The sequence below is a fragment of the Chromobacterium aquaticum genome, assembly GCF_021129195.1.
GTDB classification, from domain to species: domain Bacteria; phylum Pseudomonadota; class Gammaproteobacteria; order Burkholderiales; family Chromobacteriaceae; genus Chromobacterium; species Chromobacterium aquaticum.
This window is the reverse complement of sequence record NZ_JAJOHW010000045.1, coordinates 24,534-50,024: the sequence shown is the minus strand read 5'-3', so window position 1 is coordinate 50,024 and position 25,491 is coordinate 24,534. Positions and strand designations below refer to the sequence as shown.

Annotated in this window: 25 protein-coding genes and 1 tRNA gene; 20 read left to right on the top strand and 6 right to left on the bottom strand. The window is 62.1% G+C overall.

Annotation, left to right across the window (positions count from 1 at the left end; translation table 11 throughout):
• Positions 1–68 precede the first annotated feature (68 nt).
• A complete protein-coding gene (gene recG, locus LQT98_RS07825; protein WP_048408891.1) occupies positions 69–2,117 on the top strand; it encodes an ATP-dependent DNA helicase RecG in 2,049 nt (682 codons plus the stop codon).
• A gap of 272 nt (positions 2,118–2,389) precedes the next feature.
• Here recG and LQT98_RS07820 read toward each other — a convergent pair whose 3' ends face one another.
• From LQT98_RS07820 to pstS, 5 genes are all read right to left on the bottom strand, one after another.
• Entirely contained in the window at positions 2,390–3,844 is a 1,455-nt protein-coding gene (locus tag LQT98_RS07820; RefSeq protein ID WP_048408817.1) for an inorganic phosphate transporter, read from the bottom strand.
• 255 nt (positions 3,845–4,099) lie between these two features.
• On the bottom strand, positions 4,100–4,864 hold the full coding sequence (gene pstB / locus LQT98_RS07815) for a phosphate ABC transporter ATP-binding protein PstB (protein ID WP_231461781.1): 765 nt from the start codon (positions 4,862–4,864) through the stop codon (positions 4,100–4,102).
• Between the two features lie 12 nt (positions 4,865–4,876).
• A complete protein-coding gene (pstA, locus tag LQT98_RS07810; protein ID WP_231461873.1) occupies positions 4,877–5,770 on the bottom strand; it encodes a phosphate ABC transporter permease PstA in 894 nt (297 codons plus the stop codon).
• Positions 5,771–5,805: 35 nt separating this feature from the next.
• The gene (gene pstC, locus LQT98_RS07805; protein WP_048408815.1) at positions 5,806–6,768 is read right to left on the bottom strand and encodes a phosphate ABC transporter permease subunit PstC; all 963 of its coding nucleotides are present in this window, start codon (positions 6,766–6,768) and stop codon (positions 5,806–5,808) included.
• 71 nt (positions 6,769–6,839) lie between these two features.
• Positions 6,840–7,883: a phosphate ABC transporter substrate-binding protein PstS gene (gene pstS / locus LQT98_RS07800; RefSeq protein WP_231461778.1), complete on the bottom strand. Its 1,044-nt coding sequence runs from the start codon at positions 7,881–7,883 to the stop codon at positions 6,840–6,842.
• A 188-nt stretch (positions 7,884–8,071) separates the two neighbouring features.
• Between pstS and tpiA the strand changes: the two genes are divergently transcribed.
• From tpiA to LQT98_RS07705, 19 genes are all read left to right on the top strand, one after another.
• Positions 8,072–8,818 carry a triose-phosphate isomerase gene (gene tpiA / locus LQT98_RS07795; protein ID WP_231461872.1) on the top strand — a complete coding sequence of 249 codons (747 nt, stop codon included), beginning with the start codon at positions 8,072–8,074 and terminating at the stop codon, positions 8,816–8,818.
• Position 8,819: 1 nt separating this feature from the next.
• Complete coding sequence (secG, locus tag LQT98_RS07790; RefSeq protein ID WP_048408813.1) at positions 8,820–9,170, top strand: preprotein translocase subunit SecG; 351 nt, start codon at positions 8,820–8,822, stop codon at positions 9,168–9,170.
• Between the two features lie 17 nt (positions 9,171–9,187).
• Positions 9,188–9,272 (top strand) — tRNA-Leu (locus LQT98_RS07785).
• A gap of 92 nt (positions 9,273–9,364) precedes the next feature.
• Complete coding sequence (gene ndhC, locus LQT98_RS07780) at positions 9,365–9,721, top strand: NADH-quinone oxidoreductase subunit A (protein WP_048408812.1); 357 nt, start codon at positions 9,365–9,367, stop codon at positions 9,719–9,721.
• Complete coding sequence (locus tag LQT98_RS07775; RefSeq protein ID WP_019103471.1) at positions 9,712–10,188, top strand: NuoB/complex I 20 kDa subunit family protein; 477 nt, start codon at positions 9,712–9,714, stop codon at positions 10,186–10,188. Before ndhC ends, LQT98_RS07775 begins: the two co-directional genes overlap by 10 nt.
• Before the next feature lie 11 nt (positions 10,189–10,199).
• Positions 10,200–10,796 carry an NADH-quinone oxidoreductase subunit C gene (locus LQT98_RS07770; protein ID WP_231461776.1) on the top strand — a complete coding sequence of 199 codons (597 nt, stop codon included), beginning with the start codon at positions 10,200–10,202 and terminating at the stop codon, positions 10,794–10,796.
• Complete coding sequence (locus tag LQT98_RS07765) at positions 10,789–12,042, top strand: NADH-quinone oxidoreductase subunit D (RefSeq protein ID WP_107800403.1); 1,254 nt, start codon at positions 10,789–10,791, stop codon at positions 12,040–12,042. The genes LQT98_RS07770 and LQT98_RS07765 overlap by 8 nt, the downstream gene beginning before the upstream one ends.
• Positions 12,042–12,542, top strand: coding sequence for an NADH-quinone oxidoreductase subunit NuoE (gene nuoE / locus LQT98_RS07760; RefSeq protein ID WP_107800402.1), 501 nt, complete (start codon positions 12,042–12,044; stop codon positions 12,540–12,542). Before LQT98_RS07765 ends, nuoE begins: the two co-directional genes overlap by 1 nt.
• Complete coding sequence (gene nuoF, locus LQT98_RS07755; protein WP_019103467.1) at positions 12,542–13,837, top strand: NADH-quinone oxidoreductase subunit NuoF; 1,296 nt, start codon at positions 12,542–12,544, stop codon at positions 13,835–13,837. The genes nuoE and nuoF overlap by 1 nt, the downstream gene beginning before the upstream one ends.
• 3 nt (positions 13,838–13,840) lie before the next feature.
• Positions 13,841–16,171: an NADH-quinone oxidoreductase subunit NuoG gene (gene nuoG / locus LQT98_RS07750; RefSeq protein ID WP_048408807.1), complete on the top strand. Its 2,331-nt coding sequence runs from the start codon at positions 13,841–13,843 to the stop codon at positions 16,169–16,171.
• A 3-nt stretch (positions 16,172–16,174) separates the two neighbouring features.
• Positions 16,175–17,221 carry an NADH-quinone oxidoreductase subunit NuoH gene (nuoH, locus tag LQT98_RS07745; RefSeq protein WP_048408806.1) on the top strand — a complete coding sequence of 349 codons (1,047 nt, stop codon included), beginning with the start codon at positions 16,175–16,177 and terminating at the stop codon, positions 17,219–17,221.
• Between the two features lie 28 nt (positions 17,222–17,249).
• Positions 17,250–17,729: an NADH-quinone oxidoreductase subunit NuoI gene (gene nuoI / locus LQT98_RS07740; protein ID WP_196783887.1), complete on the top strand. Its 480-nt coding sequence runs from the start codon at positions 17,250–17,252 to the stop codon at positions 17,727–17,729.
• Positions 17,730–17,738: 9 nt separating this feature from the next.
• Complete coding sequence (locus tag LQT98_RS07735; protein WP_231461774.1) at positions 17,739–18,398, top strand: NADH-quinone oxidoreductase subunit J; 660 nt, start codon at positions 17,739–17,741, stop codon at positions 18,396–18,398.
• Positions 18,399–18,424: 26 nt separating this feature from the next.
• Positions 18,425–18,730, top strand: a complete 306-nt coding sequence (gene nuoK, locus LQT98_RS07730) for an NADH-quinone oxidoreductase subunit NuoK (protein ID WP_019102195.1) — start codon at positions 18,425–18,427, stop codon at positions 18,728–18,730.
• A gap of 32 nt (positions 18,731–18,762) precedes the next feature.
• Complete coding sequence (nuoL, locus tag LQT98_RS07725; RefSeq protein ID WP_231461772.1) at positions 18,763–20,796, top strand: NADH-quinone oxidoreductase subunit L; 2,034 nt, start codon at positions 18,763–18,765, stop codon at positions 20,794–20,796.
• A 39-nt stretch (positions 20,797–20,835) separates the two neighbouring features.
• Positions 20,836–22,332 carry an NADH-quinone oxidoreductase subunit M gene (locus tag LQT98_RS07720; RefSeq protein ID WP_048408888.1) on the top strand — a complete coding sequence of 499 codons (1,497 nt, stop codon included), beginning with the start codon at positions 20,836–20,838 and terminating at the stop codon, positions 22,330–22,332.
• A gap of 20 nt (positions 22,333–22,352) precedes the next feature.
• The gene (nuoN, locus tag LQT98_RS07715; RefSeq protein WP_231461770.1) at positions 22,353–23,807 is read left to right on the top strand and encodes an NADH-quinone oxidoreductase subunit NuoN; all 1,455 of its coding nucleotides are present in this window, start codon (positions 22,353–22,355) and stop codon (positions 23,805–23,807) included.
• A gap of 13 nt (positions 23,808–23,820) precedes the next feature.
• A complete protein-coding gene (locus LQT98_RS07710; RefSeq protein WP_048408802.1) occupies positions 23,821–24,114 on the top strand; it encodes a DUF2818 family protein in 294 nt (97 codons plus the stop codon).
• Positions 24,115–24,234: 120 nt separating this feature from the next.
• Positions 24,235–24,534: a putative quinol monooxygenase gene (locus tag LQT98_RS07705; protein ID WP_231461769.1), complete on the top strand. Its 300-nt coding sequence runs from the start codon at positions 24,235–24,237 to the stop codon at positions 24,532–24,534.
• 31 nt (positions 24,535–24,565) lie between these two features.
• Here LQT98_RS07705 and LQT98_RS07700 read toward each other — a convergent pair whose 3' ends face one another.
• Positions 24,566–25,432, bottom strand: coding sequence for a lipid A biosynthesis lauroyl acyltransferase (locus LQT98_RS07700; RefSeq protein WP_048408800.1), 867 nt, complete (start codon positions 25,430–25,432; stop codon positions 24,566–24,568).
• Positions 25,433–25,491 lie beyond the last annotated feature (59 nt).

Here is a 25,491-nt window from a genome sequence, read left to right as displayed (position 1 = left end):
GGCCGGATAGCCGATGGGCGGAAGCGATGCGCTTCCGCCTTTTTCTTTATTGGGTACAATCGCTGCTGATGAGCTCCCTAATCGATCCCGCCAATCAAGCGCCGAGCGTGGCGCCGGCTCTGGCCAAGAAGCTGGAAAAGCTGGGCATACGCCGCCGTTTCGATCTGATCCTGCATCTGCCGCTGCGCTATGAGGACGAAACCCATCTATACGCGATCGCCGACGCGCCTTACGGCCAGGCGGTGCTGGTGGAGGGCGAGGTGATCGCCCATGAGATCCAGTTCCGCCCGCGCCGCCAGCTGGTGGCGCGCATCGAGGACGCCAGCGGCAGCCTGGTGCTGCGCTTCATTCATTTCTATCCCAACCAGGTGAAGCAGTTCACCACCGGCAACCGGGTGCGCGCCTTGGGCGAGATCCGTCGCGGCTTCGCCGGCGACGAGATGGTGCACCCCAAGATCCGCGAAGTGGGCAATGGCGCGCCGCTGGCGGAAAGCCTGACTCCGGTCTATCCCACCGTCAACGGCCTGACCCAGCCAGCGCTGCGCAAGCTGATCCACGCCGAACTGGATAGCCAGCCCCTGGGCGAGACGTTGCCGGAGGAACTGGCCGCGCCGCTGCGGCTGACGCCGTTCGCCGAGGCGATCCGACTGCTGCACCTGCCGACGCCGGATTACAGCGCCGGTCAGCTGGCCGATCCCGGCCTACCGGCCTGGCAGCGGCTCAAGTTCGACGAATTGCTGGCGCAGCAGCTATCGATGCGGCTGGCCTATCGCGCGCGCAGGCTGGGCCACGCGCCGCCCTTGCGCGGCGACGGCAAGCTGAGCCAGGCCTTGGCCGAGCGCCTGCCGTTCACGCTGACCGGCGCGCAGCAGCGCGCTTTGGCTGAAGTCCGCGCCGACCTGACTCAGCCGCACCCGATGCACCGGCTGTTGCAAGGCGACGTGGGTAGCGGCAAGACCATCGTCGCGGCCCTGGCGGCCTTGACCGCGATCGAATCCGGCTACCAGGTGGCCTTGATGGCGCCGACCGAAATCCTGGCCGAGCAGCATTTCCTCAAGCTGTCCTCCTGGCTGGAGCCGCTGGGCATCCCGGTGCGCTGGCTGGCCGGCAGCCTGCGCAAGAAGCAGAAACAGGAGGCGATGGCGGCCATCGCCAGCGGCGACACGCGGCTGGCGGTGGGCACGCACGCGCTGTTCCAGGACGAGGTGGCTTTTGAGCGTCTGGGCCTGGTCATCGTCGACGAACAGCACCGCTTCGGCGTGGGCCAGCGGCTGGCGCTGAAAGAGAAGGGCGGCGAGCCGCATCAGCTGATGATGTCGGCGACGCCGATTCCGCGCACGCTGGCGATGAGCTTCTACGCCGATCTCGACGTGTCGGTGATAGACGAGTTGCCGCCGGGGCGCACGCCCATCGTCACCAAGCTGATCAATAGCGCGCGCCGCGAGGAGATTGTCGCCCACGTGGCCAAAACCTGCGCCGACGGGCAGCAGGCCTACTGGGTGTGTCCGTTGATCGAAGAATCGGAAACCCTGCAATTGCAGACCGCGGTGGACACCCACCAGCAACTGACCGCGGATCTGCCGCATTTGGGCGTCGGCCTGGTGCACGGCCGGATGAAGGCGGACGAAAAGGCGGCGGTGATGGCGGCCTTTGCCCGCAACGAGCTGCAAGTGCTGGTGGCCACCACGGTGATCGAGGTCGGCGTGGACGTGCCCAATGCCAGCCTGATGGTGATAGAGCACGCCGAGCGCATGGGCCTGGCCCAGTTGCATCAGTTGCGCGGCCGAGTAGGGCGCGGCAGCGCCAAGAGCGTGTGCGTGCTGATGTTCGACAACCCCTTGTCGGACTTGGCCAAGGCGCGCTTGAAAGTGATATACGAGAATGTTGATGGTTTCGAGATCGCGCGCCAGGATTTGCTGATTCGCGGGCCCGGCGAACTGCTGGGCGCGCGCCAGAGCGGCCTGCCCATGCTGCGTTTCGCCAATCTGGAAGAGGATCTGGAACTGCTGGAAGCGGCGCGCGAGTTGGCGCCCTTGCTGCTGGAACGCCACCCGCAAGCGGTGGATGCGCATCTGGATCGTTGGCTGGCCGGGCGCGAGCAGTTTCTCAAGGCTTGAGAGCGCCATGAATAGGGCAAAAAAAAGCGCCTCGGCTGGGGGGCTGAGGCGCAAAGGGATTGCTGCAAACAACAAAGGAGAAACCATGATGAAGCGAGCAAATATTAGCAATTTATAAAATATTGGCACAAGCGCTCCCGGCTTAAAGCTTGACCCAGGTCAATCGAAAACTTTCCGGGCGGAAATGCCAAAAGAAAAAGCCACCGCATGCGGTGGCTTTGCTTGTTTTTGACAGCTTTAAACAGAACTGCAAAAACGGTTAACCGATTTTATTACAGCCAGAGCGAGGCGATGTAGTACAGACCGCCCGCCAGCAGCATCGATACCGGCAGCGTGAACAGCCAGGCCAGCGCGATCGAGCGGATGGTGGACATCTGCAGGCCGGCCTTGTCCGCCACCATGGTGCCGGCCACGGCGCTGGACAGCACCTGGGTGGTGGACACCGGGAAGCCGAACTGGCTGGCGAGGCCGATGGAGATGGCGGCGGTCATCTGCGCCGACACGCCCTGGGCGTAAGTCATGTCTTTTTTGCCTATGCCTTCGCCCACGGTTTTCACCACGCGGCGCCAGCCGACCATGGTGCCTATGCCCAGCGACAGCGCCACGGCGACGATCACCCAGGTGGGCGCGTATTCGGTGGTGGTGGTCAGGTCTTTGCGCAGATTCTGCAGCATCTGCTTTTCATCGGCGGACAGCTTGGGCAGCGCGGAGGCCTTCTTGGCGGCGTCGTCCAGGCACAGCAGCTCGGTGCGCACATTCCAGCGCTGGTCCGAACTCAAGGCGTGGTAATCGCCGCCGTCGCCCATGGTGGCCAGCAGACGTTGAACGGTGGCCGGCGTTTCCAGCGGATGGCATTCATACTGGCTGCTGCCCTTGGACGGCACGATGATCTTGCTCAGCTCCACCTGATTGCGCTCGTAGAACTTCTGCAGATGCACGGCGGCGTCGCGGGTGCGGTCCAGCTGGTAAGGGGTGCTGTCCAGGTCCAGCACGAACTTGGCCGGCACGATGCCGATCAGCACCAGCATGATCAGGCCCACGCCTTTCTGGCCGTCGTTGGAGCCGTGGGCGAAGCTGACGCCCATGGACGACACGATCAGCATGAAACGGGTCCAGAACGGCGGATGCTTGCGGCCTTCCACTTGCTGGCGCTGATAGGGCGTCTTATGCACATTGCTGTGCGGCCGGTAGCGCCGTAGCAGGATGACGATCAGCGCCGCCAGCAGCGCGCCCACCACGGGCGAGGCCAGTAAGGAGGCGCCGACGTCCACCGCCTTGCTCCAGTTCACGCCGTGGGACAGCGAGGTGCCGTGGATCAGGCTATTGGCCACGCCCACGCCCAGAATGGCGCCGATCAGGGTGTGGCTGCTGGACGCGGGCAGGCCGAAATACCAGGTGCCCAGGTTCCAGGCGATGGCGGCGGTCAACAATGCGAACACCATGGCCATGCCGCGGGTGGTGTTGACCGAGATCAGCAGGTCCACCGGCAACAGGTGCACGATGGCGTAGGCGACGGCGAGGCCACCGGTGATCACGCCGAGGAAGTTGAAAATGCCGGAATAGAACACCGCGAGACGCGGTTTCATCGATTGGGTATAGATAACGGTAGCCACCGCGTTGGCAGTGTCATGGAAGCCGTTGATGAACTCAAAGGCGAGCACGAAGCCCAGGGAAAGCACCAGGGTGATGGCGACGTGGGTCTCAAGCCCGGAAAACAGGTCCAACATGGTGAAATGTGCACACAGTATCGTAAAGGCGCGATTGTTGTGTCCAGGGCCAATGCCGTCAAGTACTTATAAAAAAAAAATAAATGGTGTCGTATTTGTCGGAAAAGCATGCGGAATCGCCTTGACAGACCGGGCCGCGAGAACGGCTGATTTAGACGATTTTTTGCGGCTGTCATGCTGATTTGCCATGTGTTGAACGCCAAAAGCCGCCATGCCGGAAACGGTCATGACGGCGGTCTGGCAACTGGGCGGGAATCAGCCGAACTTGCCGGTGATGTAGTCCTCGGTGGCCTTCTTCTGCGGGGTGGTGAAGATGGAATCGGTGTCGCCGAATTCGATCAACTCGCCCAGATACATATAGGCGGTGTAGTCCGACACCCGCGCCGCCTGCTGCATATTGTGGGTGACGATGGCGATGGTGTAGTCCTCTTTGAGCTCATGGATCAGCTCTTCGATGTGGGCGGTGGAAATCGGGTCCAGCGCCGAGGTCGGTTCGTCCAGCAGCAGTACTTCCGGCTTGGACGCCACCGCGCGCGCGATGCACAGCCGCTGCTGCTGGCCGCCGGACAGCGAATTGCCGGACTGCTTGAGCTTGTCCTTGACCTCGTCCCACAACGCGGCCTTGCGCAGCGCCCATTCGACGCGGTCTTCCATTTCGCCCTTGGACAGTTTTTCGTAGAGCTTCACGCCGAAGGTGATGTTGTCGTAAATCGACATCGGGAACGGGGTGGGCTTCTGGAACACCATGCCCACCTTGGCGCGCAGCAGGTTGACGTCCACGTCGCGGCCCAGGATGTTGTGGCCGTCCAGCAGGATGTCGCCCTCGGCGCGCAGGCCGGGGTAGAGCTCGTACATGCGGTTGAAGGTGCGCAGCAGCGTGGACTTGCCGCAGCCGGACGGGCCGATGAAGGCGGTGACCTTGCGCGAGGCGATTTCCAGCTGGATGTTCTTTAGCGCGTGGAAATTGCCGTAAAAGAAGTTCAGATTCTTGACCTGAAGCTTGGAGTGAATTTCAGCCATGGTCTGCAAGCCTTAATGCGATTGATTTTTCTGGCTGCCCATCCAGCGGGCAACGATGTTGAGCGTCAGCACGCTGAAGGTGATCAACAGGGAACCGGCCCAGGCCAGCTTGTGCCAGTCCTCGTACGGACTCATCGCGAACTGGAAGATCACGATGGGCAGGTTGGCCATCGGCTGGTTCATATTGCTATTGAAGAACTGGTTGTTCAGCGCGGTGAACAGCAGCGGCGCGGTTTCGCCGGAAATGCGCGCCACCGCCAGCAGGATGCCGGTCAGCACACCGGCCTTGGCCGAACGCAGGGTGACGTGCAAGGTCACCTTCCACTGCGGCGCGCCCAGCGCCGATGCGGCTTCGCGCAGGCTGCCCGGCACCAGGCGCAGCATGTTCTCGGTGGTGCGCACCACCACCGGAATCACCAGGATGGCCAGCGCGAAGGAGCCGGCCCAGCCGGAAAAGTGTCCGACCGATACCACGTAGACTTCGTAGATGAACAGGCCGATGACGATGGACGGCGCCGACAGCAGGATGTCGTTGATGAAGCGGGTGGCCGGCGCCAGCCAGCCGCGCTGGCCGAACTCGGCCAGGTAGATGCCGGCCAGGATGCCGATCGGCGTGCCGAACAAGGTGCCGAAGGCGGTCATCATCAGGCTGCCATAAATGGCGTTGGCCAGGCCGCCGGTACTGCCCGGCGGCGGCGTGCTGGCGGTGAACACCTCCCAGTTGAGCCCGGTCAAGCCGTGCTGCAACAAGGTGCTCAGAATCCAGAACAGCCAAAACAGGCCGAAGGCCATGGTGAACATCGACGCGCCCATATTGATGCGGTTCACCAGCCGGCGGCGGCGGTAAACGCTGCTGTCGGCCTTGGAGGAAATGGCGGATTGGGGCGGGCGCAGGGCGGAATTCATAACGGTTTGGCTCATGCGGTTAGCGTCTCTCGTGTTCAGGACGGGCGACCTTCCTGTTTCTTCAGGCGCAGCAACAGCAATTTGGAGCACGCCAGCACCACGAAGGTGATGAAGAACAGGATCAGGCCCAGTTGAATCAGGGAGGAGAGATAAAGCTCGCCATTGGCTTCGGCGAATTCATTGGCCAGCGAGGAGGCGATGGAATTGCCCGGCTCGAACAGGCCGGCGGCGAAGCGGGTGGAGTTGCCGATGACGAAGGTCACCGCCATGGTCTCGCCCAGCGCGCGGCCCAGTCCCAGCATGATGCCGCCGACCACGCCGGTCTTGGTATAGGGCAGCACCACATAGCGCACCACTTCCCAAGTGGTGGAGCCCAGGCCGTAGGCGGATTCCTTCAGCATCACCGGCACCACTTCGAACACGTCGCGCATCACCGAGGCGATGAAGGGGATGATCATGATGGCCAGGATCAGGCCGGCGGTGAAAATGCCTATGCCCATCGGCGCGCCCTGGAACAGCACGCCCAGCAGCGGGATATTGCCAAGGGTGTCGGTCAGCAGCGGCTGCACGTGGTCGGCGAAAATGGGCGCGAACACGAACAGGCCCCACATGCCGTAAATGATGGACGGAATGCCGGCCAGCAGTTCCACCGCGATGCCCAGTGGCCGCTTCAGCCAGGTGGGGCACAGCTCGGTCAGGAACAGGGCGATGCCGAAGCTGACCGGCACGCCGATCAACAGGGCGATGAAAGAGGTGGCCAGGGTGCCGAAGATGGGCACCAACGCGCCGAACTGCTCATTAACCGGGTCCCAGTCGCTGGTGACCAGAAACTTGAAGCCGAAGGCGTGGATGCTGGGCAGCGCGCCTATCAGCAGCGAAATCAGGATGCCCACCAGCAAGGCCAACACCAGGAAGGCGAAGAAGCGGGTGACCCAGCGGAACAGATTGTCCAGCAATAACTGGGTTTTGATTTGCGGCGAGTGACTCAACTTTTGCATATGCATGCTCATTTATCAGACAAAAAGCCGGGGAAGCCTTCCCCGGCCTGCGTGCGTGCATTGTATGCGGCTTAGTTCCACACCGGCTTGCCGCCGTTGTCGGCAATTTGCTTCCAGCTGGCGCGGATCACGCCCTTGATCGCGTCCGGCATCGGGATGTAGTCCAGATCCAGCGCGGTCTTGTCGCCGTTCTTGTAAGCCCAGTCGAAGAATTTCAGCACTTCGCCGCCCTGGGCCGGCTTGTCCTGCTTCTTGTGCATCAGGATGAAGGTGGCGCCGGCGATGGGCCAGCTGTCCTTGCCCGGCTGGTTGGTCAGCAGCAGGTAGAAGCCCGGCGCTTTCTTCCAGTCGGCGTTGGCGGCGGCGGCCTTGAAGCTGAATTCGTCCGGCTTGACGAAGCTGCCGGCCTGGTTCTGCATCAGGCCGAAGGCCAGTTTGTTCTGCTTGGCGTAGGCGTATTCGACATAGCCGATCGCGCCCTTGATGCGGGTCACGTAGTTGGCCACGCCCTCATTGCCCTTGCCGCCCACCGGATTGCCTTTCCAGCTGACCGCGGTGTTGGAGCCCACTTCCTTGGCCCAGTCCGAGGACACCTTGGACAGGTAGTTGGTGAAGATGAAGGTGGTGCCGGAGCCGTCGGAGCGACGCACCACGGAGATGCGCAGGTCCGGCAGCTTGACGCCGGGGTTGAGCTTGGCGATGGCCGGGTCATTCCACTTGGCCACCTTGCCCAGGTAGATGTCGGCCAGCAGCGGGCCGGTGAACTTCACTTGTCCCGGGGCGATGCCGGGCACGTTCAGCACCGGTACCACGCCGCCGATGACGGTGGGGAATTGGGTCAGTCCGGATTTTTCCAGCTCTTCCGGCTTCAGCGGCATGTCGGAGGCGCCGAAGTCCACGGTCTTGGACTGGATCTGCTTGATGCCGCCGCCGGAACCGATGGATTGGTAGTTCAGATTGTTATTGGTGCCGGCCTTGTAAGCGGCGGCCCATTTGGCGTACAGCGGATACGGGAAGGTGGCGCCCGCGCCGGTGATGTCGGCGGCCACGGCCGCGCCGGACAGGCAGACGGAGCCGAGTACAAACGATGCGGCCAGACGAACAGACTGTTTCATGCCTACTCCTGAGAATGGATGAGGTGCGTGGTGATGGGCGCATGCTAAGGCTGAAATTTTTCAGGAATATTACAAGTCGTGGAATGGCATTCGATTGCGGACAATCAATGTTGCGTGGCGGGCGGTTTGAGCGGGAAAGAGCGCAGCAGTATAATCGGCGGATATTTCAAGACCATGAGGAGTCGGGGATGTCCGGCAAGCTGGTGATTGGCAACTGGAAGATGAATACTCGCGCCGACAGCGCGCAGGCGTTGTTGGCGGCTTTGCTGGCCGATGAGGCGAGCAACCGCGACTGGGTCGGCGTGGCCGCGCCGGCGGTTTACCTGGCCGGCTTGGGCGAGCGGCTGCGCGGCCAGGCCTTGCGCCTGTGCGCGCAGGATGTCAGCGCCTTCGACCAGGACGGCGCCTTCACCGGCGAGACCAGCGCCGCGATGCTGGCCGATATCGGCTGCGCTTATACCCTGGTGGGCCACTCGGAGCGCCGCCAGTACTTCGGCGAGAGCAATGCCGTCCTGCTGAAGAAAATGCGCGCCGCGATCGCCGCCGGCCTGGCGCCGGTGTTGTGCGTCGGCGAAACGCTGGAGGAGCGCGAGGCCGGCCGTCAGCTGGAAGTGATTCGCGATCAGCTTGCGCTTCTGGCCGAGATAGACCATGGTGAATACGTTGTGGCTTATGAACCGGTCTGGGCCATTGGCACCGGCAAGGTGGCGACGCTGGCGCAAATCGCCGAAATCCATGGCGCGATCAAAAATTGGTACTTGCAAAACGTCAAGGCCTCCGATAATATTCGCGTCCTCTACGGCGGCAGTGTCAAGGCAGAGAATGCCGAAGCGATTCTGGCGACTGAAAATGTCGACGGAGCCCTTGTTGGAGGGGCATCTCTGGACGCCGGTTCATTCAGGGCAATTTGCCAAGCCGCAGGAAAATTGATATAGTATGGAACTTCTTAAGACGCTTATCTGGATTGTAAATATCCTGTCCGCAGGCACTATTATCGTGCTAGTTTTGATGCAGCACGGCAAGGGTGCGGACATGGGTGCGGCTTTCGGTAGCGGCGCTTCCGGTAGCTTGTTCGGCGCGTCTGGTTCTGCGAATTTCTTGAGTAGAACAACCGCTATTGCAGCGGCCGTGTTCTTCTCGACTTCCCTTGCGCTGGTTTTTCTGTCTGGGGGCGGAAAAAGTGATCTGGGCGTGATGGGAACCAAGGTTGAACAGGTTGCACCGCAAATCCCGGCCGGTGTGCCTAGCGATAAAGCTTCGGGTACGACATCGAAAATACCGGAGTAACAATTAAAGCTTGCTGTGCCGACATGGTGAAATTGGTAGACACGCTATCTTGAGGGGGTAGTGGCGAAAGCTGTGTGAGTTCGAGTCTCACTGTCGGCACCACCATTCAAAAACAGGCCACCGGGACTCCGGTGGCCTGTTTTATTTGGAGCCAAGGGGGGTGACCCCCTTTCTTTCGTGGGGGTGTACGGGAAATGCTGCAAAATTACTTTCCCATTCTGCTGTTTGTCTTGGTCGGACTGTTGGTCGGCGTAGGCCCTATTTTATTGGGCAAGCTGCTGGCTCCCAACCGTCCCGATCCAGAGAAACTGTCTCCGTATGAGTGCGGCTTCGAGGCTTTCGAAGACGCTCGCATGAAATTTGACGTCCGCTATTATCTGATAGCCATCCTCTTCATCCTGTTCGATCTGGAAGTGGCCTTCCTGCTTCCGTGGGCGGTGGTGTTGAAGGAGCTGGGCACGTACGGCCTCGGCGTCATGGTGGAGTTCCTGGGCGTATTGACCCTGGGCTTCGTCTACATGTGGAAAAAAGGAGCTCTGGAATGGGAGTAGAAGGTATTCTGGAGAAGGGGTTTGTCACCACGACGGCTGACAAGCTCATCAATTACACCCGAACCGGTTCGCTGTGGCCGATGACCTTTGGTCTGGCCTGTTGCGCGGTGGAAATGATGCACGCTGGCGCGGCGCGTTATGACCTGGACCGTTTCGGCATCGTGTTCCGCCCCAGCCCGCGCCAGTCCGATCTGATGATCGTGGCCGGCACGCTGTGCAACAAGATGGCCCCGGCCCTGCGCAAGGTTTACGACCAGATGGCCGAGCCGCGCTGGGTGATCTCGATGGGTTCCTGTGCCAACGGCGGCGGCTATTACCATTATTCCTATTCAGTCGTGCGCGGCTGCGATCGCATCGTGCCGGTCGACGTCTACGTGCCCGGCTGTCCGCCAACTGCAGAGGCCTTGCTGTACGGCATCATCCAGCTGCAGAACAAGATCAAACGCACCAACACCATCGCCCGCTAAGGTAGAAACTTATGGCCTCCAAGAAAATGGAAGCGTTAGGGTCGGTAGTGCAGCAGGCGCTGGGCGACAAGCTCGTGCAAAGCACGCTGGCTCTGGAAGAGCTGACCATTGTATGCAAGGCGGCGGACCTGATCGCCGTGGCGACCACGCTGCGCGATCACGCCGACCTGTCTTTTGAGCAATGCATCGATTTGTGCGGCGTGGACTACAGCGCATACCGCGATGAGGTATGGGACGGTCCGCGCTTCGCCGTTGTCTACCATCTGTTGTCGGTCAAGCACAATCAGCGCATCCGCCTGCGCGTGTTCGCCGAGGACGACGGCTTCCCCGTGGTCGCGTCGGTCGTCGGCGTCTGGAGCGGCGCTAACTGGTTCGAACGCGAGGCGTTCGACCTGTTCGGCATCGTCTTCGACGGCCACCCCGACCTGCGTCGCATCCTGACCGATTATGGCTTCGTCGGCCATCCGTTCCGTAAGGACTTCCCGCTGTCCGGTCACGTGGAAATGCGTTATGACCCGACCCAACAGCGCGTGATCTATCAGCCGGTGACCATCGAGCCGCGCGAGATCACCCCGCGCATCATCCGCGAGGAGAACTACGGTGGCTGAAATCCGTAACTACACCCTCAACTTCGGCCCGCAGCACCCGGCCGCGCACGGCGTGCTGCGCCTGGTGCTGGAACTGGACGGCGAAGTCGTCCAGCGCGCCGACCCGCACATCGGCCTGCTGCACCGCGGCACCGAGAAGCTGGCCGAGAGCAAGACCTTCATCCAGTCGCTGCCCTATATGGACCGTCTCGACTACGTGTCCATGATGTGCAACGAGCATGCTTACTGCCTGTCCATCGAGAAGCTGCTGGGCATTGAAGTGCCGGAACGCGCGCAATACATCCGCGTGATGTTCGCCGAGATCACCCGCCTGCTGAACCACTTGCTGTGGATAGGCGCGCACGGCCTCGACATCGGCGCGATGACCGTGTTCCTGTACGCCTTCCGCGAGCGCGAAGACCTGATGGACTGCTATGAAGCGGTGTCCGGCGCGCGTCTGCACGCGGCTTACTTCCGTCCCGGCGGCGTGTATCGCGATCTGCCGGACAGCATGCCGCAGTACACCGTCTCCAAGATCAAGAACGCCCGCGAACTGGCGCGCCGCAATGAAGGCCGCCAGGGTTCGCTGCTGGACTTCATCGACGAGTTCACCCAGCGCTTCCCCGGCTATGTGGACGAGTACGAGACCCTGCTGACCGACAACCGCATCTGGAAACAGCGCACCGTCGGCATCGGCGTGGTGACGCCCGAGCGCGCGCTGAACCTGGGCCTGACCGGCCCGATGCTGCGCGGCTCCGGCATCGCCTGGGACTTGCGCAAGAAGCAGCCCTACGATGTGTACTCCAAGCTGGACTTCGACATCCCGGTGGGCGTCAACGGCGATTGCTACGACCGCTACCTCGTGCGCGTCGAGGAAATGCGCCAGTCCAACCGCATCATCCGCCAGTGCGTGGAATGGCTGCGCAAGAACCCGGGCCCGGTGATCACCGACAACCATAAAGTGGCGCCGCCTTCGCGCGAAGGCATGAAGGCCAATATGGAAGACTTGATCCACCACTTCAAACTGTTTACCGAAGGCATGCACGTGCCGGAGGGCGAGGCCTATGTGGGCACCGAGCACCCGAAAGGCGAGTTCGGCGTCTACCTGGTGTCCGACGGCGCCAACAAGCCGTACCGCCTGAAGATCCGCGCGCCCGGCTATGCCCATCTGGCGGCGCTGGACGAGATGGCCAAGGGTCATATGATCGCCGACGTGGTGGCCATCATCGGTACTCAGGATATCGTGTTTGGGGAGATTGACCGCTGATGCTGTCCGCTGAATCGCTAGCCAAAATCGATCGCGAAGTCGCCAAATATCCCGCCGACCAGAAACGGTCCGCGGTGATGGGCGCCTTGCGCATCGCGCTGACTGAACGTCGCGAAGCGGGCTCCGCTCCGGAAGAGCGTTGCCTGAATACCGAGGTGATCGAGTTCGTCGCCAACTACCTGCAGATCCCGCCGGTAGCCGCTTACGAAGTCGCCACTTTCTACAATATGTACGACATGAAGCCGGTTGGGCAGTACAAGATCACTGTCTGCACCAACCTGCCCTGTGCCTTGTCCGGCGGCGTCAACGCGGCCGAGTACATCTCCAAGAAGCTGGGTGTCGCCATCGGCGAAACCAGCGCCGACGGCAAGTACACCTTGCTGGAAGGGGAGTGCATGGGTGCCTGCGGCGACGCGCCGGTCTTGCTGGTCAACAACCACAAGATGTGCAGCTTCATGACGCCCGAAGCAATCGATAAGAAACTGGCGGAGCTGAAATAATGGCAATCTTCGTCAATGGCGTGATTTTCGATGGCGTCGACACTTCCGATCCCAATTGCTGGCAACTGAGCGCCTATGAGGCGCGCGGCGGCTACCAGGCGCTGCGTCGCATCCTGGACAGCAAGATGGCCCAGGAAGACGTGATCGCCGAAGTGAAGAACTCCGGCCTGCGCGGCCGCGGCGGCGCGGGTTTCCCCACCGGCCTGAAGTGGAGCTTCATGCCACGTTCCTTCCCGGGCGACAAATACGTGGTGTGCAACACTGACGAGGGCGAGCCGGGCACTTTCAAGGACCGCGACATCCTGCGCTTCAATCCGCATTCGCTGATCGAAGGCATGATCATCGCCGGTTACGCGATGGGCACCAAGGCCGGCTACAACTACATCCACGGTGAAATCTTCGCCGAGTACGAACGCTTCGAAGAAGCGCTGGATGAAGCGCGCAAGGCGGGTCTGCTGGGTCAGAACATCCTGGGCTCCGGCTTCAACTTCGACCTGTTCGCCCATCATGGCTACGGCGCCTACATCTGCGGCGAGGAAACCGCGCTGCTGGAATCGCTGGAAGGCAAGAAGGGCCAACCGCGCTTCAAGCCGCCGTTCCCGGCCAGCTTCGGCCTGTACGGCAAGCCGACCACCATCAACAACACCGAATCGTTCGCCTCGGTGCCCTTCATCATCCGCGACGGCGCGCAGCCGTTCCTGGAAAAGGGCAAGCCGAACAACGGCGGCACCAAGTTGTTCTCGGTCTCCGGCCATGTGAACCGTCCGGGCAACTACGAGATCCCGCTGGGCACTCCGTTCTCCGAGCTGCTGGAAATGGCCGGCGGCATGCGTGACGGCAAGAAGCTCAAGGCGGTGATTCCGGGCGGCTCGTCCGCGCCGATTCTGCCCGCCGATGTCATGATGCAGTGCACGATGGATTACGACAGCATCGCCAAGGCCGGTTCGATGCTGGGTTCCGGCGCTGTCATCGTGATGAATGAAGACGTGTGCATGATCAAGGCGCTGGAGCGTCTGGCGTATTTCTACCACGAAGAATCCTGCGGCCAGTGCACGCCGTGCCGCGAAGGCACCGGCTGGCTGTACCGCGTGATCCACCGCATCGCCAACGGCCAGGGCCGTCCGGGCGATCTGGAGCTTCTGGACTCCGTGGGCAATAACATGGCGGGCCGCACCATTTGTGCGCTGGCCGACGCCGCCGTGTTCCCGGTTCGCAGTTTCACCAAGCATTTCCGTCACGAGTTCGAGTACGCGATCGAGCACGGAAAGACCTTGGTGGACCACAAATGGTGTTGAGCGATGCTTGAAATCGAAATCGACGGAAAAAAACTGACGGTCCCGCAAGGCAGCACCGTCATGGAAGCGGCCCACTCGGTGGGCACGTACATTCCGCACTTCTGCTACCACAAGAAGCTGTCCATCGCGGCCAACTGCCGCATGTGCCTGGTGGAAGTGGAAAAAGCGCCCAAGCCGCTGCCGGCTTGTGCCACCCCGGTGACCGACGGCATGAAGGTCCACACCCACTCCGACATGGCCAAGAAGGCCCAGGCCGGCGTGATGGAATTCCTGCTGATCAACCACCCGCTGGATTGCCCGATCTGCGACCAGGGCGGCGAATGCCAGCTGCAGGATCTGGCCGTGGGTTACGGCAACTCATCCTCGCGCTATCAGGAAGAAAAGCGCGTGGTGGTGGGCAAGGACATGGGCCCGCTGGTCTCGGCGGAAGAAATGTCGCGCTGCATTCACTGCACCCGTTGCGTGCGCTTTACCGAGGAAGTCGGCGGCTTCCAGGAAATCGGCATGGCTCATCGCGGCGAGTTCTCCGAGATTCTGCCCTTCCTCGGCAAGACCGTGGATTCGGAAATCTCCGGCAACGTCATCGATCTGTGCCCGGTGGGCGCGCTGACCTCCAAGCCGTTCCGCTACAGCACCCGCGCCTGGGAGCTGTCGCGCCGCAAATCGGTCAGCCCGCATGACGGCCTGGGCTCCAACCTGATTGTTCAGGTCAAGAGCAATGAAGTGATGCGCGTGCTGCCGCTGGAAAACGAGGCCATCAACGAGTGCTGGATCGCCGACCGCGACCGCTTCTCCTACGAGGGCTTGAACTCGGCCGAGCGTCTGAAGCAGCCGATGATCAAGTTCGACGGCCAATGGCACGAGACGGATTGGGAAACCGCGTTGAACTACGTGGTGAAGGGCTTGAACGGCGTGTCCGCCGATCACGGCAAGGACGCCATCGGCTTCCTGACCAGCCCGCATTCCACCACCGAAGAACTGCATCTGGCGCAGAAACTGGCGCGCGCCTTCGGCGTGGAAAGCATCGATTACCGTCTGCGCCGCAGCGACTTCGCCGCCGACGCGGCCAAGCAGGGCGCCGAATGGCTGGGTTCCAGCATTTCCGATCTGGCCGCGGCCAAGTCGGTGCTGGTGGTTGGCTCCACGCTGCGCAAGGAACAGCCGCTGCTGACCTCGCGCCTGCGCTCCGCGGCCAAGAAGGGCAGCGAGCTTAACATTATCCATGTCGCCGACGACGAACTGCTGATCAAGATCAACGCCAAGCTGATCGTGTCGCCGCTGGCGCTGGTCAACGGCTTCGCCCAGGTGCTGAAGGCCGTGGTCGAGATCAAGGGCGGTGAAACCAGCGTTGATCTGTCCGCGGTGCAAGTGTCCGCCGAGGCGCGTCGCATCGCCGAGAGCCTGAGCGGCGCGGAAACCGCCGCCGTGGTGCTGGGCAATGTGGCGCAGCACCATCCGGCGTTCAGCCAGCTGTTGGCCGTGGCGCAGGAGATCGCTCGCCTGAGCGGCGCCAGCTTTGGCGTGCTGTCCGAGGCCGCCAACAGCGTGGGCGCGGAACTGGTGGGCGCGCTGCCGCAAGGCGCGGGCGCCAACGCCGCCGCGATGATCGCTGAGCCGAAGAAGGCTTATGTGCTGCTGAACACCGAAGTCGAATTCGACAGCTACAACCCGCAAGCCGCCGTCGCCGCGATGAAGCAGGCCGCCACCGTGATCGCGCTGACCGCGTTCAAGGGCCAGGGCCTGCTGGACTACGCCGATGTGCTGCTGCCGATCGCGCCGTTCTCCGAGACCGCCGGCTCCTTCGTCAATATGGAAGGCAAGCTGCAGAGCTTCAACGGCGTGGTGCGTCCGCTGGGCGAAGCCCGCCCGGCCTGGAAAGTGCTGCGCGTGCTGGGCAATATGCTGAATCTGTCCGGCTTCGACTTCAACAGCGCCGAGGAAGTGCGCGCCGAACTGCTGGCCAAGGGCGACATCGCCGCGCGTCTGAACAACGCGCTGAACCAGCTGAACGTCGCGGCCGCCGCGACCGCCGGCGTGGCGCGCATCGGCGAAGTGCCGTTGTACCAGGCCGACGCCGTCTGCCGCCGCGCCGAGTCGCTGCAACAGACCCGCGACGCGGCCGAGCCGGTGGCTTCCGCCCACAGCGGCCTGCTGCAGAAGCTGGGCATCGCCGCCGACAGCACCGCGTTGCTGAGCCAGGGTTCCGGCCAGGCGCGCGTGCGCATCGTCGCCGACGACAGCCTGCCGCAGGACACGGTTCGCATCGCCACCGCTCACGCGGCCACGCTGGCGCTGGGCGGCATGTTCGACGCTATCGAGATCACCCAGGGGTAAAGCATGGAGTTCTTGCAAGGTATTCTTGGCACTGACGCGGGGCTCGTGGTTTGGACCCTGTTGAAGATCATCGCCATCGTATTGCCGATGCTGCTGTGCGTCGCCTACCTGACCTATGCCGAGCGCAAGGTCATCGGCTTCATGCAGATCCGCATCGGCCCCAACCGGGTAGGCCCGCTGGGCCTGCTGCAGCCTATCGCCGACGCGGTCAAGCTGCTGATGAAGGAAATCATCCTGCCCACCAACTCCAGCAAGGGCCTGTTCCTGCTGGCGCCGGTGTTGTCCATCGCCCCGGCGCTGGCGGCCTGGGCGGTGATTCCGTTCACCGACAAGCTGGTGCTGGCCAACGTCAACGCTTCGCTGCTCTACATCCTGGCCTTGACCTCGATGGGGGTGTACGGCGTGATCATCGCCGGCTGGGCGGGCAACTCCAAGTACTCCTTCCTCGGCGCCATGCGTTCCGCCGCCCAGATCGTGTCCTACGAACTGGCGATGGGCTTCGCGCTTATCGGCGTGCTGATGGTGTCCAGCAGCCTGAACCTGGTGGACATCGTCCAGCAGCAAGGGCAGGGCATGGCCGGCGGTTCCGTGTTGTCGTGGAACTGGCTGCCGCTGTTCCCGCTGTTCGTGGTCTACCTGATTTCCGGCGTGGCCGAAACCAACCGCGCGCCGTTCGACGTGGCCGAGGGCGAATCCGAGATCGTCGCCGGTTTCCACGTCGAGTACTCGGGCATGGCCTTCGCCATCTTCTTCCTGGCCGAATACGCCAACATGATCCTGGTCGCTGCGCTGACCTCGCTGCTGTTCCTCGGCGGCTGGTTGTCGCCGTTCCCGGCATCCTGGGGCATTCTGGGCGCGGGCGGCTTCTTCTGGCTGGCGCTCAAGGTGGCGATGGTGCTGTTCTGCTTCCTGTGGTTCCGCGCCACCTTCCCGCGCTATCGCTACGACCAGATCATGCGTCTGGGCTGGAAGGTGTTCATCCCGGTGACCCTGGTGTGGATCCTGGTGGTGGGCGTCTGGATGATGACCCCGCTGTCCTTGTGGCACTGAGACGGGGAGAGGTGAAAAGATGAATTCGATCCGCAACTTTTTCAAGACCTTCCTGCTGGTGGAGCTGGTCAAGGGCCTGATGGTCACTGGCCGCTACTTCTTCGCCCGCAAGATCACGGTCCAGTTTCCTGAAGAGAAGACGCCGATTTCGCCGCGCTTCCGCGGTCTGCACGCGCAGCGCCGCTACGCCAACGGCGAAGAGCGCTGCATCGCTTGCAAGCTGTGCGAGGCGGTGTGCCCGGCGATGGCGATCAGCATCGAGTCCGAGCAGCGTGACGACGGCACCCGCCGCACCACGCGCTACGACATCGATCTGACCAAGTGCATCTTCTGCGGCTTCTGCGAGGAGGCCTGTCCGGTGGACGCCATCGTGGAAACCCACATCTTTGAATACCACGGCGAAAAACGTGGCGACTTGTACTACACCAAGCCGATGCTGCTGGCGATCGGGGACAAGTACGAGGCGGAAATCGCCGCCAACAAGGCGGCCGACGCCAAGTATCGCTAAGGGGGGGTCATGAACTTCACAATGTTTGTCTTTTATGTCCTGTCCGCCATCCTGGTGTTCGCGGGCATCCGCGTGGTGACGGCCAAGAACCCGATTCACGCGGCCTTGTTCCTGGTGCTGGCCTTCTTCAACAGCGCCGGCCTGTGGCTGCTGATGGAAGCCGAGTTCCTGGCCATCACCCTGGTGGTGGTGTATGTGGGCGCGGTGATGGTGCTGTTCCTGTTCGTGGTGATGATGCTGGACATCAACATCGAGAAACTGCGCGAGGGCTTCTGGAAGAACCTGCCGATCGCCGCCGCCGTAGGCATCATCATGGTGTTTGAGATGGCGATGATCCTGGCCAGCCCCAGCGCCAAGTTGGACGCCTACCAGGCCGCGGCGCCGCTGGCTGCAGACTTCAGCAACGTCAAGGTGCTGGGCCGCCAGTTGTACACCACCTATCTGCTGCCTTTTGAAGTGGCGGCGGTGGTGCTGCTGCTGGCCATGGTGGCCGCCATCGGCCTGACCATGCGCAGCCGCAAGGACACCAAGGCTATCGATCCGGCGCTGCAGGTCAAGGTCAAGCGCAATGACCGCGTGCGTCTGGTCAAGATGCAGGCTGAACAGCCTGCCGAAGAATCCACGGTGGAGGAGGCCTCCGAGGCCGACTCCGGTAAGCAACAGGCCTGACGGCCAATCAACATAAGGGAGGAAATGTGCTGACACTGACTCACTTCCTGGTGCTGGCCGCAATCCTGTTTGCCATCGGCGTGCTAGGCGTTTTCCTGAACCGGAAAAATCTGATCGTGCTGCTGATGGCCATCGAGCTGATGCTGCTCGCGGTGAATTTCAACTTCATCGCGTTCTCGCATTACCTGTCGGACACGGCAGGCCAGATCTTCGTATTCTTCATCCTGACGGTGGCCGCGGCCGAAGCCGCGATTGGCCTGGCCATCCTGGTGGTGCTGTTCCGCAATCTGCGCACCATCAACGTTGAAGACTTGGGCAGCCTCAAAGGCTAAGGCAAACCGGAACCTACACAAAGCACACAAGCATGGATATGAAGAGCTTATACCTGCTGATTGCACTCGCCCCGCTGGCGGGTTCCATCATTGCAGGCCTATTTGGATGGGCCATCGGCCGGCGCGCTTCGCACGTCGTGACGATAGCCGGCGTGGCGCTGTCCGCCGCGCTTTCGCTCAAGGTGCTTCACGCCTTCCTGACCGGGCAGGCTGAAGTGTTCAACGGTCCGGTTTACACCTGGCTGACGGTGGGTGGCTACGAGTTCTCGGTGGGCTTCCTGGTGGATTCGCTGACCGCGATGATGCTGGTGGTGGTCACCAGCGTGTCGCTGATGGTGCACATTTACACCATAGGCTATATGCAGGAAGACCCGGGCTATCAGCGCTTCTTCAGCTATATCTCGCTGTTTACCTTCTCGATGCTGATGCTGGTGATGAGCAACAACTTCATCCAGCTGTTCTTCGGTTGGGAAGCGGTGGGCCTGGTGTCCTACCTGCTGATCGGCTTCTGGTTCAAGCGTCCGACCGCGATCTTCGCCAACCTGAAGGCCTTCTTGGTCAACCGCGTCGGCGACTTCGGCTTCCTGCTGGGCATCGGCCTGGTGCTGGCCTACTTCGGCGGTTCGCTGAACTACAGCGACGTGTTCGCCGCCGCTCCGGCGCTGGCCAGCAAGACCATCAGCCTGATTCCGGGTACCGAGTGGTCGTTGCTGAGCGTGACCTGCATCCTGCTGTTCATCGGCGCGATGGGCAAATCGGCGCAGTTCCCGCTGCACGTGTGGCTGCCGGACTCGATGGAAGGCCCGACTCCGATCTCGGCGCTGATTCACGCGGCAACGATGGTGACCGCCGGCATCTTCATGGTGTCGCGCATGAGCCCGCTGTTCGAACTGTCCGACACCGCGCTGAACGTGATCATGGTCGCCGGTTCCATCACCGCGCTGTTCATGGGTTTCCTCGGCATCGTCCAGAACGACATCAAGCGCGTGGTGGCTTACTCCACGCTGTCGCAGCTGGGCTATATGACCGTGGCGCTGGGCGCCTCGGCCTACTCGGTGGCGATGTTCCACGTGATGACCCACGCCTTCTTCAAGGCGCTGCTGTTCCTGGCGGCGGGCTCGGTGATCATCGGCATGCACCATGATCAGGACATGCGCAATATGGGCGGCCTGCGCAAGTACATGCCCATCACCTGGCTGACTTCGCTGTTGGGTTCGCTGGCCTTGATCGGCACGCCGTTCTTCTCCGGCTTCTACTCCAAGGACTCCATCATCGAGGCGGTGCACGCGTCCAATCTGTCCGCGGCCGGTTTCGCTTATTTCGCGGTGATCGCCGGCGTGTTCATCACCGCCTTCTATTCCTTCCGCATGTACTTCCTGGTCTTCCACGGCAAGGAACGCTGGATGGAGAAGAAGGACAATCATCACGATCACGGCCATGACGATCACGACCATCACCATGGCCTGGGTCCGAACGACAAGCCGCACGAGTCGCCGTGGGTGGTGACCCTGCCGCTGGTGCTGCTGGCGATTCCGTCGGTGCTGGTGGGTTACTTCGCGATCGAGCCGCTGCTGTACGGCGACTTCTTCAAGGGCGTGATCACCGTCAACCATGAGCTGCATCCGGCGATGGAAGAGATCGCCCGCGAGTTCCATGGCGCCGCCGCCATGGGCGTGCATTCGCTGAGCACGCTGCCGCTGTGGCTGGCGCTGGCCGGCGTGGCCACCGCCTGGTTCTTCTACATGAAGGCGCCGCAAATCCCGGCCGCCATCAAGCAGAAGTTCAGCCTGGTGAACAAGATCCTGGAAAACAAGTACTACCTGGACGAGATCTATTTCGCCGTGTTCGCCAAGGGCTCGCGAGCCCTGGGCACCTTCTTCTGGAAGGTGGGCGACATGTTGCTGATCGACGGTCTGTTGGTGAACGGCACCGCCAAACTGGTGGCGACTTTCTCCGGCTTCATCCGCCGCGCGCAAACCGGCTTCATCTACAGCTACGCCACCGCGATGATCATCGGGGTGCTGGCGCTGATGACGATGTGGTTCTGGCCGCTGATCTGGCGTTGAGCCCGGGCTCCGGGATTGGAATAACAAATGGGTTTGACTATGTTCACACATCTATTGACTCTGGTGATCTGGGCCCCGATAGCGGCCGGGTTGCTGGTGCTGGCGACAGGGGGCGATCAGCGGGCCGCGTTGGCGCGCTGGCTGGCCGCGGCGGGGGCCCTGGCGGGCTTCCTGCTGTCGCTGCCGCTGTTCACTGAATTCAACAATCTCAGCGGCGGCATGCAGTTCGTCGAGATGAAGCCGTGGATCGAGTCCCTCGGCATCAACTACCACCTGGGCGTGGACGGCATCTCGATGCTGTTCATCGTACTCAACAGCTTCACCACCTTGCTGGTGGTGGTGGCCGGCTGGCAGGTGATCCAGAAGCGCGTGGCGCAGTACATGGCCGCCTTCCTGATCATGTCCGGTCTGATCAACGGCGCTTTCGCCGCGCTGGACGCCATCCTGTTCTATGTCTTCTTCGAAGGCATGCTGATCCCGATGTATCTGATCATCGGCGTCTGGGGCGGCCCGCGTCGCGTGTACGCGTCGATCAAGTTCTTCCTCTACACCCTGCTCGGCTCGCTGCTGATGCTGGTGGCCTTGATCTACCTGTACTTCCAGGCTGGCAAGTCCTTCGACATCCAGGCTTTCCACGACATCGCCAAGATCCCGCTGACGGTGCAGATCCTGCTATTCGTCGCCTTCTTCCTGTCCTTCGCGGTGAAGGTGCCGATGTGGCCGGTGCACACCTGGCTGCCGGACGCCCACGTGGAAGCGCCTACCGGCGGCTCCATGGTGCTGGCCGCGATCACGTTGAAGATCGGCGCTTACGGCTTCCTGCGGTTCGTGCTGCCCATTCTGCCGGACGCCGCGCGCGAGCTGTCCGGCGTGATGGTGGCGCTGTCGCTGGTGGCGGTGGTCTACATCGGCCTGGTGGCGCTGGTGCAGTCCGACATGAAAAAGCTGGTGGCTTACTCGTCGATTTCGCACATGGGCTTCGTCACCCTGGGCCTGTTCCTGTTCACCGGTTCCGAGCTGAACCAGTGGGCGGTTGAAGGCGCGCTGGTGCAGATGGTGTCCCACGGCTTCGTCTCCGCCGCGATGTTCTTCTGCATCGGCGTGATGTATGACCGCGTGCACAGCCGCAACATCGCCGACTACGGCGGCGTGGCCAACAAGATGCCTATCTTCGCGGCCTTCATGATGCTGTTCGCGATGGCCAACTCCGGCCTGCCGGCCACTTCCGGCTTCGTCGGCGAGTTCATGGTGATCATGGGCGCGGTGCAGGTGAACTTCTGGTACGCGGCGCTGGCCGCCACCACGCTGATCTTCGGCGCCGCCTATACCTTGTGGATGTACAAGCGCGTGATCTTCGGCGAAGTGGGCAACAGCCATGTGGCGGAGCTGTCCGACGTCAACAAGCGCGAGTTCCTGGTACTGGCCATCCTGGCCATAGCGGTGCTGGGCATGGGCCTGTACCCGCAAGCCTTCGTCGAGAAAATGCACCTGTCGGTCAATGACCTGATTCTGCATGTCTCGCAGAGCAAGCTGTAAGCGCGGAAGGAATGGAAACAATGAATTGGGCTGATCTCAACCTGATACCCGCGATTCCCGAGATGTTCCTCGCCGGCGCGATCCTGTTCGTGCTGATGGCGGACCTGTTTGTCTCGGACGAGAAGCGCGGCATCACCCTGGGCCTGACGCTGCTGACCCTGCTGGGCACGGCGGTGGCGCAGGTGATGACTTTCACCGCGCAGCCGGTGCTCACGTTCTCCGGCATGTTCGTCGCCGACCCCATGGGCGGCGTGGTCAAGCTGGCCATGTACGCGGTCACCGCCATCGTGCTGATCTACAGCCGGCAGTACACCGCCGATCGCCAGCTGTTCAAGGGCGAGTATTTCTCGCTGGCGCTGTTCGCCTTGCTGGGCATGAACCTGATGGTGTCGGCCTCGCACTTCCTGACCCTGTACATGGGCCTGGAATTGCTGTCGCTGGCCTTGTACTCCATCATCGCGCTGCAGCGCGAGTCGGTGAAGGCCACCGAGGCGGCAATGAAGTACTTCGTGCTGGGCGCGCTGGCCTCCGGCCTGCTGCTGTACGGCATCTCGATGATCTACGGCGCCACCGGCTCGCTGGAACTGGCCGCGATCGCCAAGTCCATCGCCGCGCACAAGGCCAATGACGTGCTGCTGATCTTCGGCCTGGTGTTCATCGTGGCCGGCCTGTCCTTCAAGCTGGGCGCGGTGCCGTTCCATATGTGGGTGCCGGACGTGTACCACGGCGCGCCGACCTCGGTGACGCTGATGGTGGGCGCCGCTCCCAAGCTGGCCGCCTTCGTGTTCACGCTGCGCATCCTGGCCCAGGGCCTGGACGCGCTGGTGGCTGACTGGCAGATGATGTTGGTGATCGTGGCCGCCCTGTCCATGGCCATCGGCAACATCACCGCCATCGTGCAGACCAATATCAAGCGCATGCTGGCCTATTCGACGATCTCGCACATGGGCTTCCTGCTCCTGGGCGTGCTGGCCGGCACCAAGGTCGGCTATTCGGCGGCGCTGTTCTACGCGCTGAGCTATGTGCTGATGTCGCTGGTCAGCTTCGGCATGCTGCTGGCGCTGTCGCGCGCCGGTTTCGAGTGCGAGAAGCTGGACGACCTGAAAGGCCTGAACAGCCGCAACAGCTGGTACGCGCTGCTGATGCTGCTGACCATGTTCTCCATGGCAGGCATCCCGCCGCTGGTGGGCTTCTACGCCAAGTTCGCGGTGATCAAGGCCATCGTCGACATAGGCATGATCAAGCTGGCCATCTTCGCGGTGCTGATGTCGGTGATCGGCGCGTTCTACTACCTGCGCGTGGTGAAGGCGATGTATTTCGACGAGGCGGAAGACCGCAGCGACATCGTGGTGCGCGGCGATATGAAGCTGGTGCTGTCGCTGAACGCGTTGGCCTTGCTCTTCATCGGCCTGCTGCCGGAGCGCGCGTTGGAATTGTGCGTGCAAGTCGTGCGTCAATCGCTCACCGTGATTTAAAGGTCATTCCACCATGCAATCCAGCGTCATCGTTTTATTCCTCGTAGCCCTGGCGGCGGCCAACCTGCCGTTCCTGACCCAGAAAGTGGGCGGGGTGCTGAAGGTGGCCGACAAGCATTTTGGCTGGCGCCTGCTCGAGCTGATGGCGCTGTATCTGCTGGTGGGCGGCTTCGCCTATTTGCTGGAGAGCCGCTTGATGCCGGTGCAATCGCAGAACTGGCAGTTCTACGTGACCACGGTGTCGCTGTTCCTGGTATTCGCGTTTCCGGGCTTTGTCTATCGCTACTTCTGGCGGCGGCGAGCCTAGCGCGAGCAGGGCGGACGCAATACGCGGCGCGGACGGGATTTCCCGTCCGCGCTGTTTTTTTTTGGGGCAGGCGCGCTGGCTAGTCCAAGGCCGCGCGATGAGAGAAACGGAGAGGACGGGATGTTGAAAGTGATCGCCCAGGACTTTATTCAACCGGAGCGCGTGGCCGAGGTGATGCCGCTGTATCGCGAACTGGTGGCGAAGACGCGGCAAGAACCGGACTGCATCAGCTATGAGCTGTTCATCGATCAGAAAGACCCCGGCCATTTCGTCTTCATCGAAACCTGGCCGGACCGGGCGGCGCTGGACCGGCATTGCCAGCCCGAGCATTTCCGCCGGCTGGTGCCGCAGATAGACAGCCGGCAGCGGCAGGCGGGCACTTTCTTGCTGATGGACGAGTTCGCCGACGCCGGCAGCTGATTGAAAAAGGCGCCGCGTTGCGGCGCCTTGCTTAGTAGAAGCGCGCTTCGCCTTGCGGCCGGCTCTTGAAGCGCTTGTGCAGCCAGAAGTACTGGTCCGGGATTTCGCGGACGCGCTGTTCCAGGAAGGCGTTCATGCGGCGGGTGTCGGCCTCGACATCTTCGCTCGGGTAGTCGTCCCACGGCGGGTAGAACTCCAGCTCGAAGCGGTCGCCGACGCGGCGGGCGATGGCCGGCACCACCTTGGCGCGCGCCAGCTTGCTGATGCGGGACAGGCCGGTGATGGTGGCGGCCTTGACGCCGAAGAAGTCGACGAAGACCGAGTCGCGCACGCCGAAGTCCTGGTCCGGCAGGTAGAGGAAGGGCGCGTGGTCCTTGCGCATTGCCTTGATGATGGGACGCAAGCCCTCCTGGCGCGACACGATGTAGGCATTGTCGTAGCGCTGGCGGCCCTGGTAGATCTGGCGATCCAGCGCTTCGTTCTTCTGATGGGAGTAAACGCTGACCAGCGGAATGTATTGGTTCAGCGCATACACGCACATTTCGAAGCCGACGAAGTGCGGATAGAACAGGATCACGTCTTCGCCGCGTTCGCGCAGCTCGGTGACATAGTGCAGGTTCTTGATCTCGACCAGCTTGTCGATGCGCTGGGCCGAGCTCCACCATGCGACGCCGTATTCCAGCACCATGCGTATCATGTGCTGGAAATTGCGGCGGATCAGCCGGCGGCGTTCGGCAATGGGCATTTCCGGGAAGCACAAGCGCAGATTGATCATGCCGACGCGGCGGCGGCCGCGTGCCAGGCAGTAGGCGATATTGCCCAGGCCGCGGGCCAGCAGGCCGATCGCCCACATCGGCAGCAGGCGAATCAACCAAAGCAGGGCAAAAGCGAATTTCATAGATTTCCTTGCTGGGACGCTCGAAAACCTCGCTGCGTTGGCGAGGGGGTTCCGAGCGT

Excerpts from the sequence above, each read along its gene's own strand:
- recG (WP_048408891.1), top strand. The coding sequence starts at position 69 with ATGAGCTCCCTAATCGATCCCGCCAATCAAGCGCCGAGCGTGGCGCCG.
- LQT98_RS07820 (WP_048408817.1), bottom strand. The coding sequence starts at position 3,844 with ATGTTGGACCTGTTTTCCGGGCTTGAGACCCACGTCGCCATCACCCTG.
- pstB (WP_231461781.1), bottom strand. The coding sequence starts at position 4,864 with ATGGCTGAAATTCACTCCAAGCTTCAGGTCAAGAATCTGAACTTCTTT.
- pstA (WP_231461873.1), bottom strand. The coding sequence starts at position 5,770 with ATGAATTCCGCCCTGCGCCCGCCCCAATCCGCCATTTCCTCCAAGGCC.
- pstC (WP_048408815.1), bottom strand. The coding sequence starts at position 6,768 with ATGCAAAAGTTGAGTCACTCGCCGCAAATCAAAACCCAGTTATTGCTG.
- pstS (WP_231461778.1), bottom strand. The coding sequence starts at position 7,883 with ATGAAACAGTCTGTTCGTCTGGCCGCATCGTTTGTACTCGGCTCCGTC.
- tpiA (WP_231461872.1), top strand. The coding sequence starts at position 8,072 with ATGTCCGGCAAGCTGGTGATTGGCAACTGGAAGATGAATACTCGCGCC.
- secG (WP_048408813.1), top strand. The coding sequence starts at position 8,820 with ATGGAACTTCTTAAGACGCTTATCTGGATTGTAAATATCCTGTCCGCA.
- ndhC (WP_048408812.1), top strand. The coding sequence starts at position 9,365 with ATGCTGCAAAATTACTTTCCCATTCTGCTGTTTGTCTTGGTCGGACTG.
- LQT98_RS07775 (WP_019103471.1), top strand. The coding sequence starts at position 9,712 with ATGGGAGTAGAAGGTATTCTGGAGAAGGGGTTTGTCACCACGACGGCT.
- LQT98_RS07770 (WP_231461776.1), top strand. The coding sequence starts at position 10,200 with ATGGCCTCCAAGAAAATGGAAGCGTTAGGGTCGGTAGTGCAGCAGGCG.
- nuoE (WP_107800402.1), top strand. The coding sequence starts at position 12,042 with ATGCTGTCCGCTGAATCGCTAGCCAAAATCGATCGCGAAGTCGCCAAA.
- nuoF (WP_019103467.1), top strand. The coding sequence starts at position 12,542 with ATGGCAATCTTCGTCAATGGCGTGATTTTCGATGGCGTCGACACTTCC.
- nuoG (WP_048408807.1), top strand. The coding sequence starts at position 13,841 with ATGCTTGAAATCGAAATCGACGGAAAAAAACTGACGGTCCCGCAAGGC.
- nuoH (WP_048408806.1), top strand. The coding sequence starts at position 16,175 with ATGGAGTTCTTGCAAGGTATTCTTGGCACTGACGCGGGGCTCGTGGTT.
- LQT98_RS07735 (WP_231461774.1), top strand. The coding sequence starts at position 17,739 with ATGAACTTCACAATGTTTGTCTTTTATGTCCTGTCCGCCATCCTGGTG.
- nuoL (WP_231461772.1), top strand. The coding sequence starts at position 18,763 with ATGGATATGAAGAGCTTATACCTGCTGATTGCACTCGCCCCGCTGGCG.
- LQT98_RS07720 (WP_048408888.1), top strand. The coding sequence starts at position 20,836 with ATGTTCACACATCTATTGACTCTGGTGATCTGGGCCCCGATAGCGGCC.
- nuoN (WP_231461770.1), top strand. The coding sequence starts at position 22,353 with ATGAATTGGGCTGATCTCAACCTGATACCCGCGATTCCCGAGATGTTC.
- LQT98_RS07710 (WP_048408802.1), top strand. The coding sequence starts at position 23,821 with ATGCAATCCAGCGTCATCGTTTTATTCCTCGTAGCCCTGGCGGCGGCC.
- LQT98_RS07705 (WP_231461769.1), top strand. The coding sequence starts at position 24,235 with ATGTTGAAAGTGATCGCCCAGGACTTTATTCAACCGGAGCGCGTGGCC.
- LQT98_RS07700 (WP_048408800.1), bottom strand. The coding sequence starts at position 25,432 with ATGAAATTCGCTTTTGCCCTGCTTTGGTTGATTCGCCTGCTGCCGATG.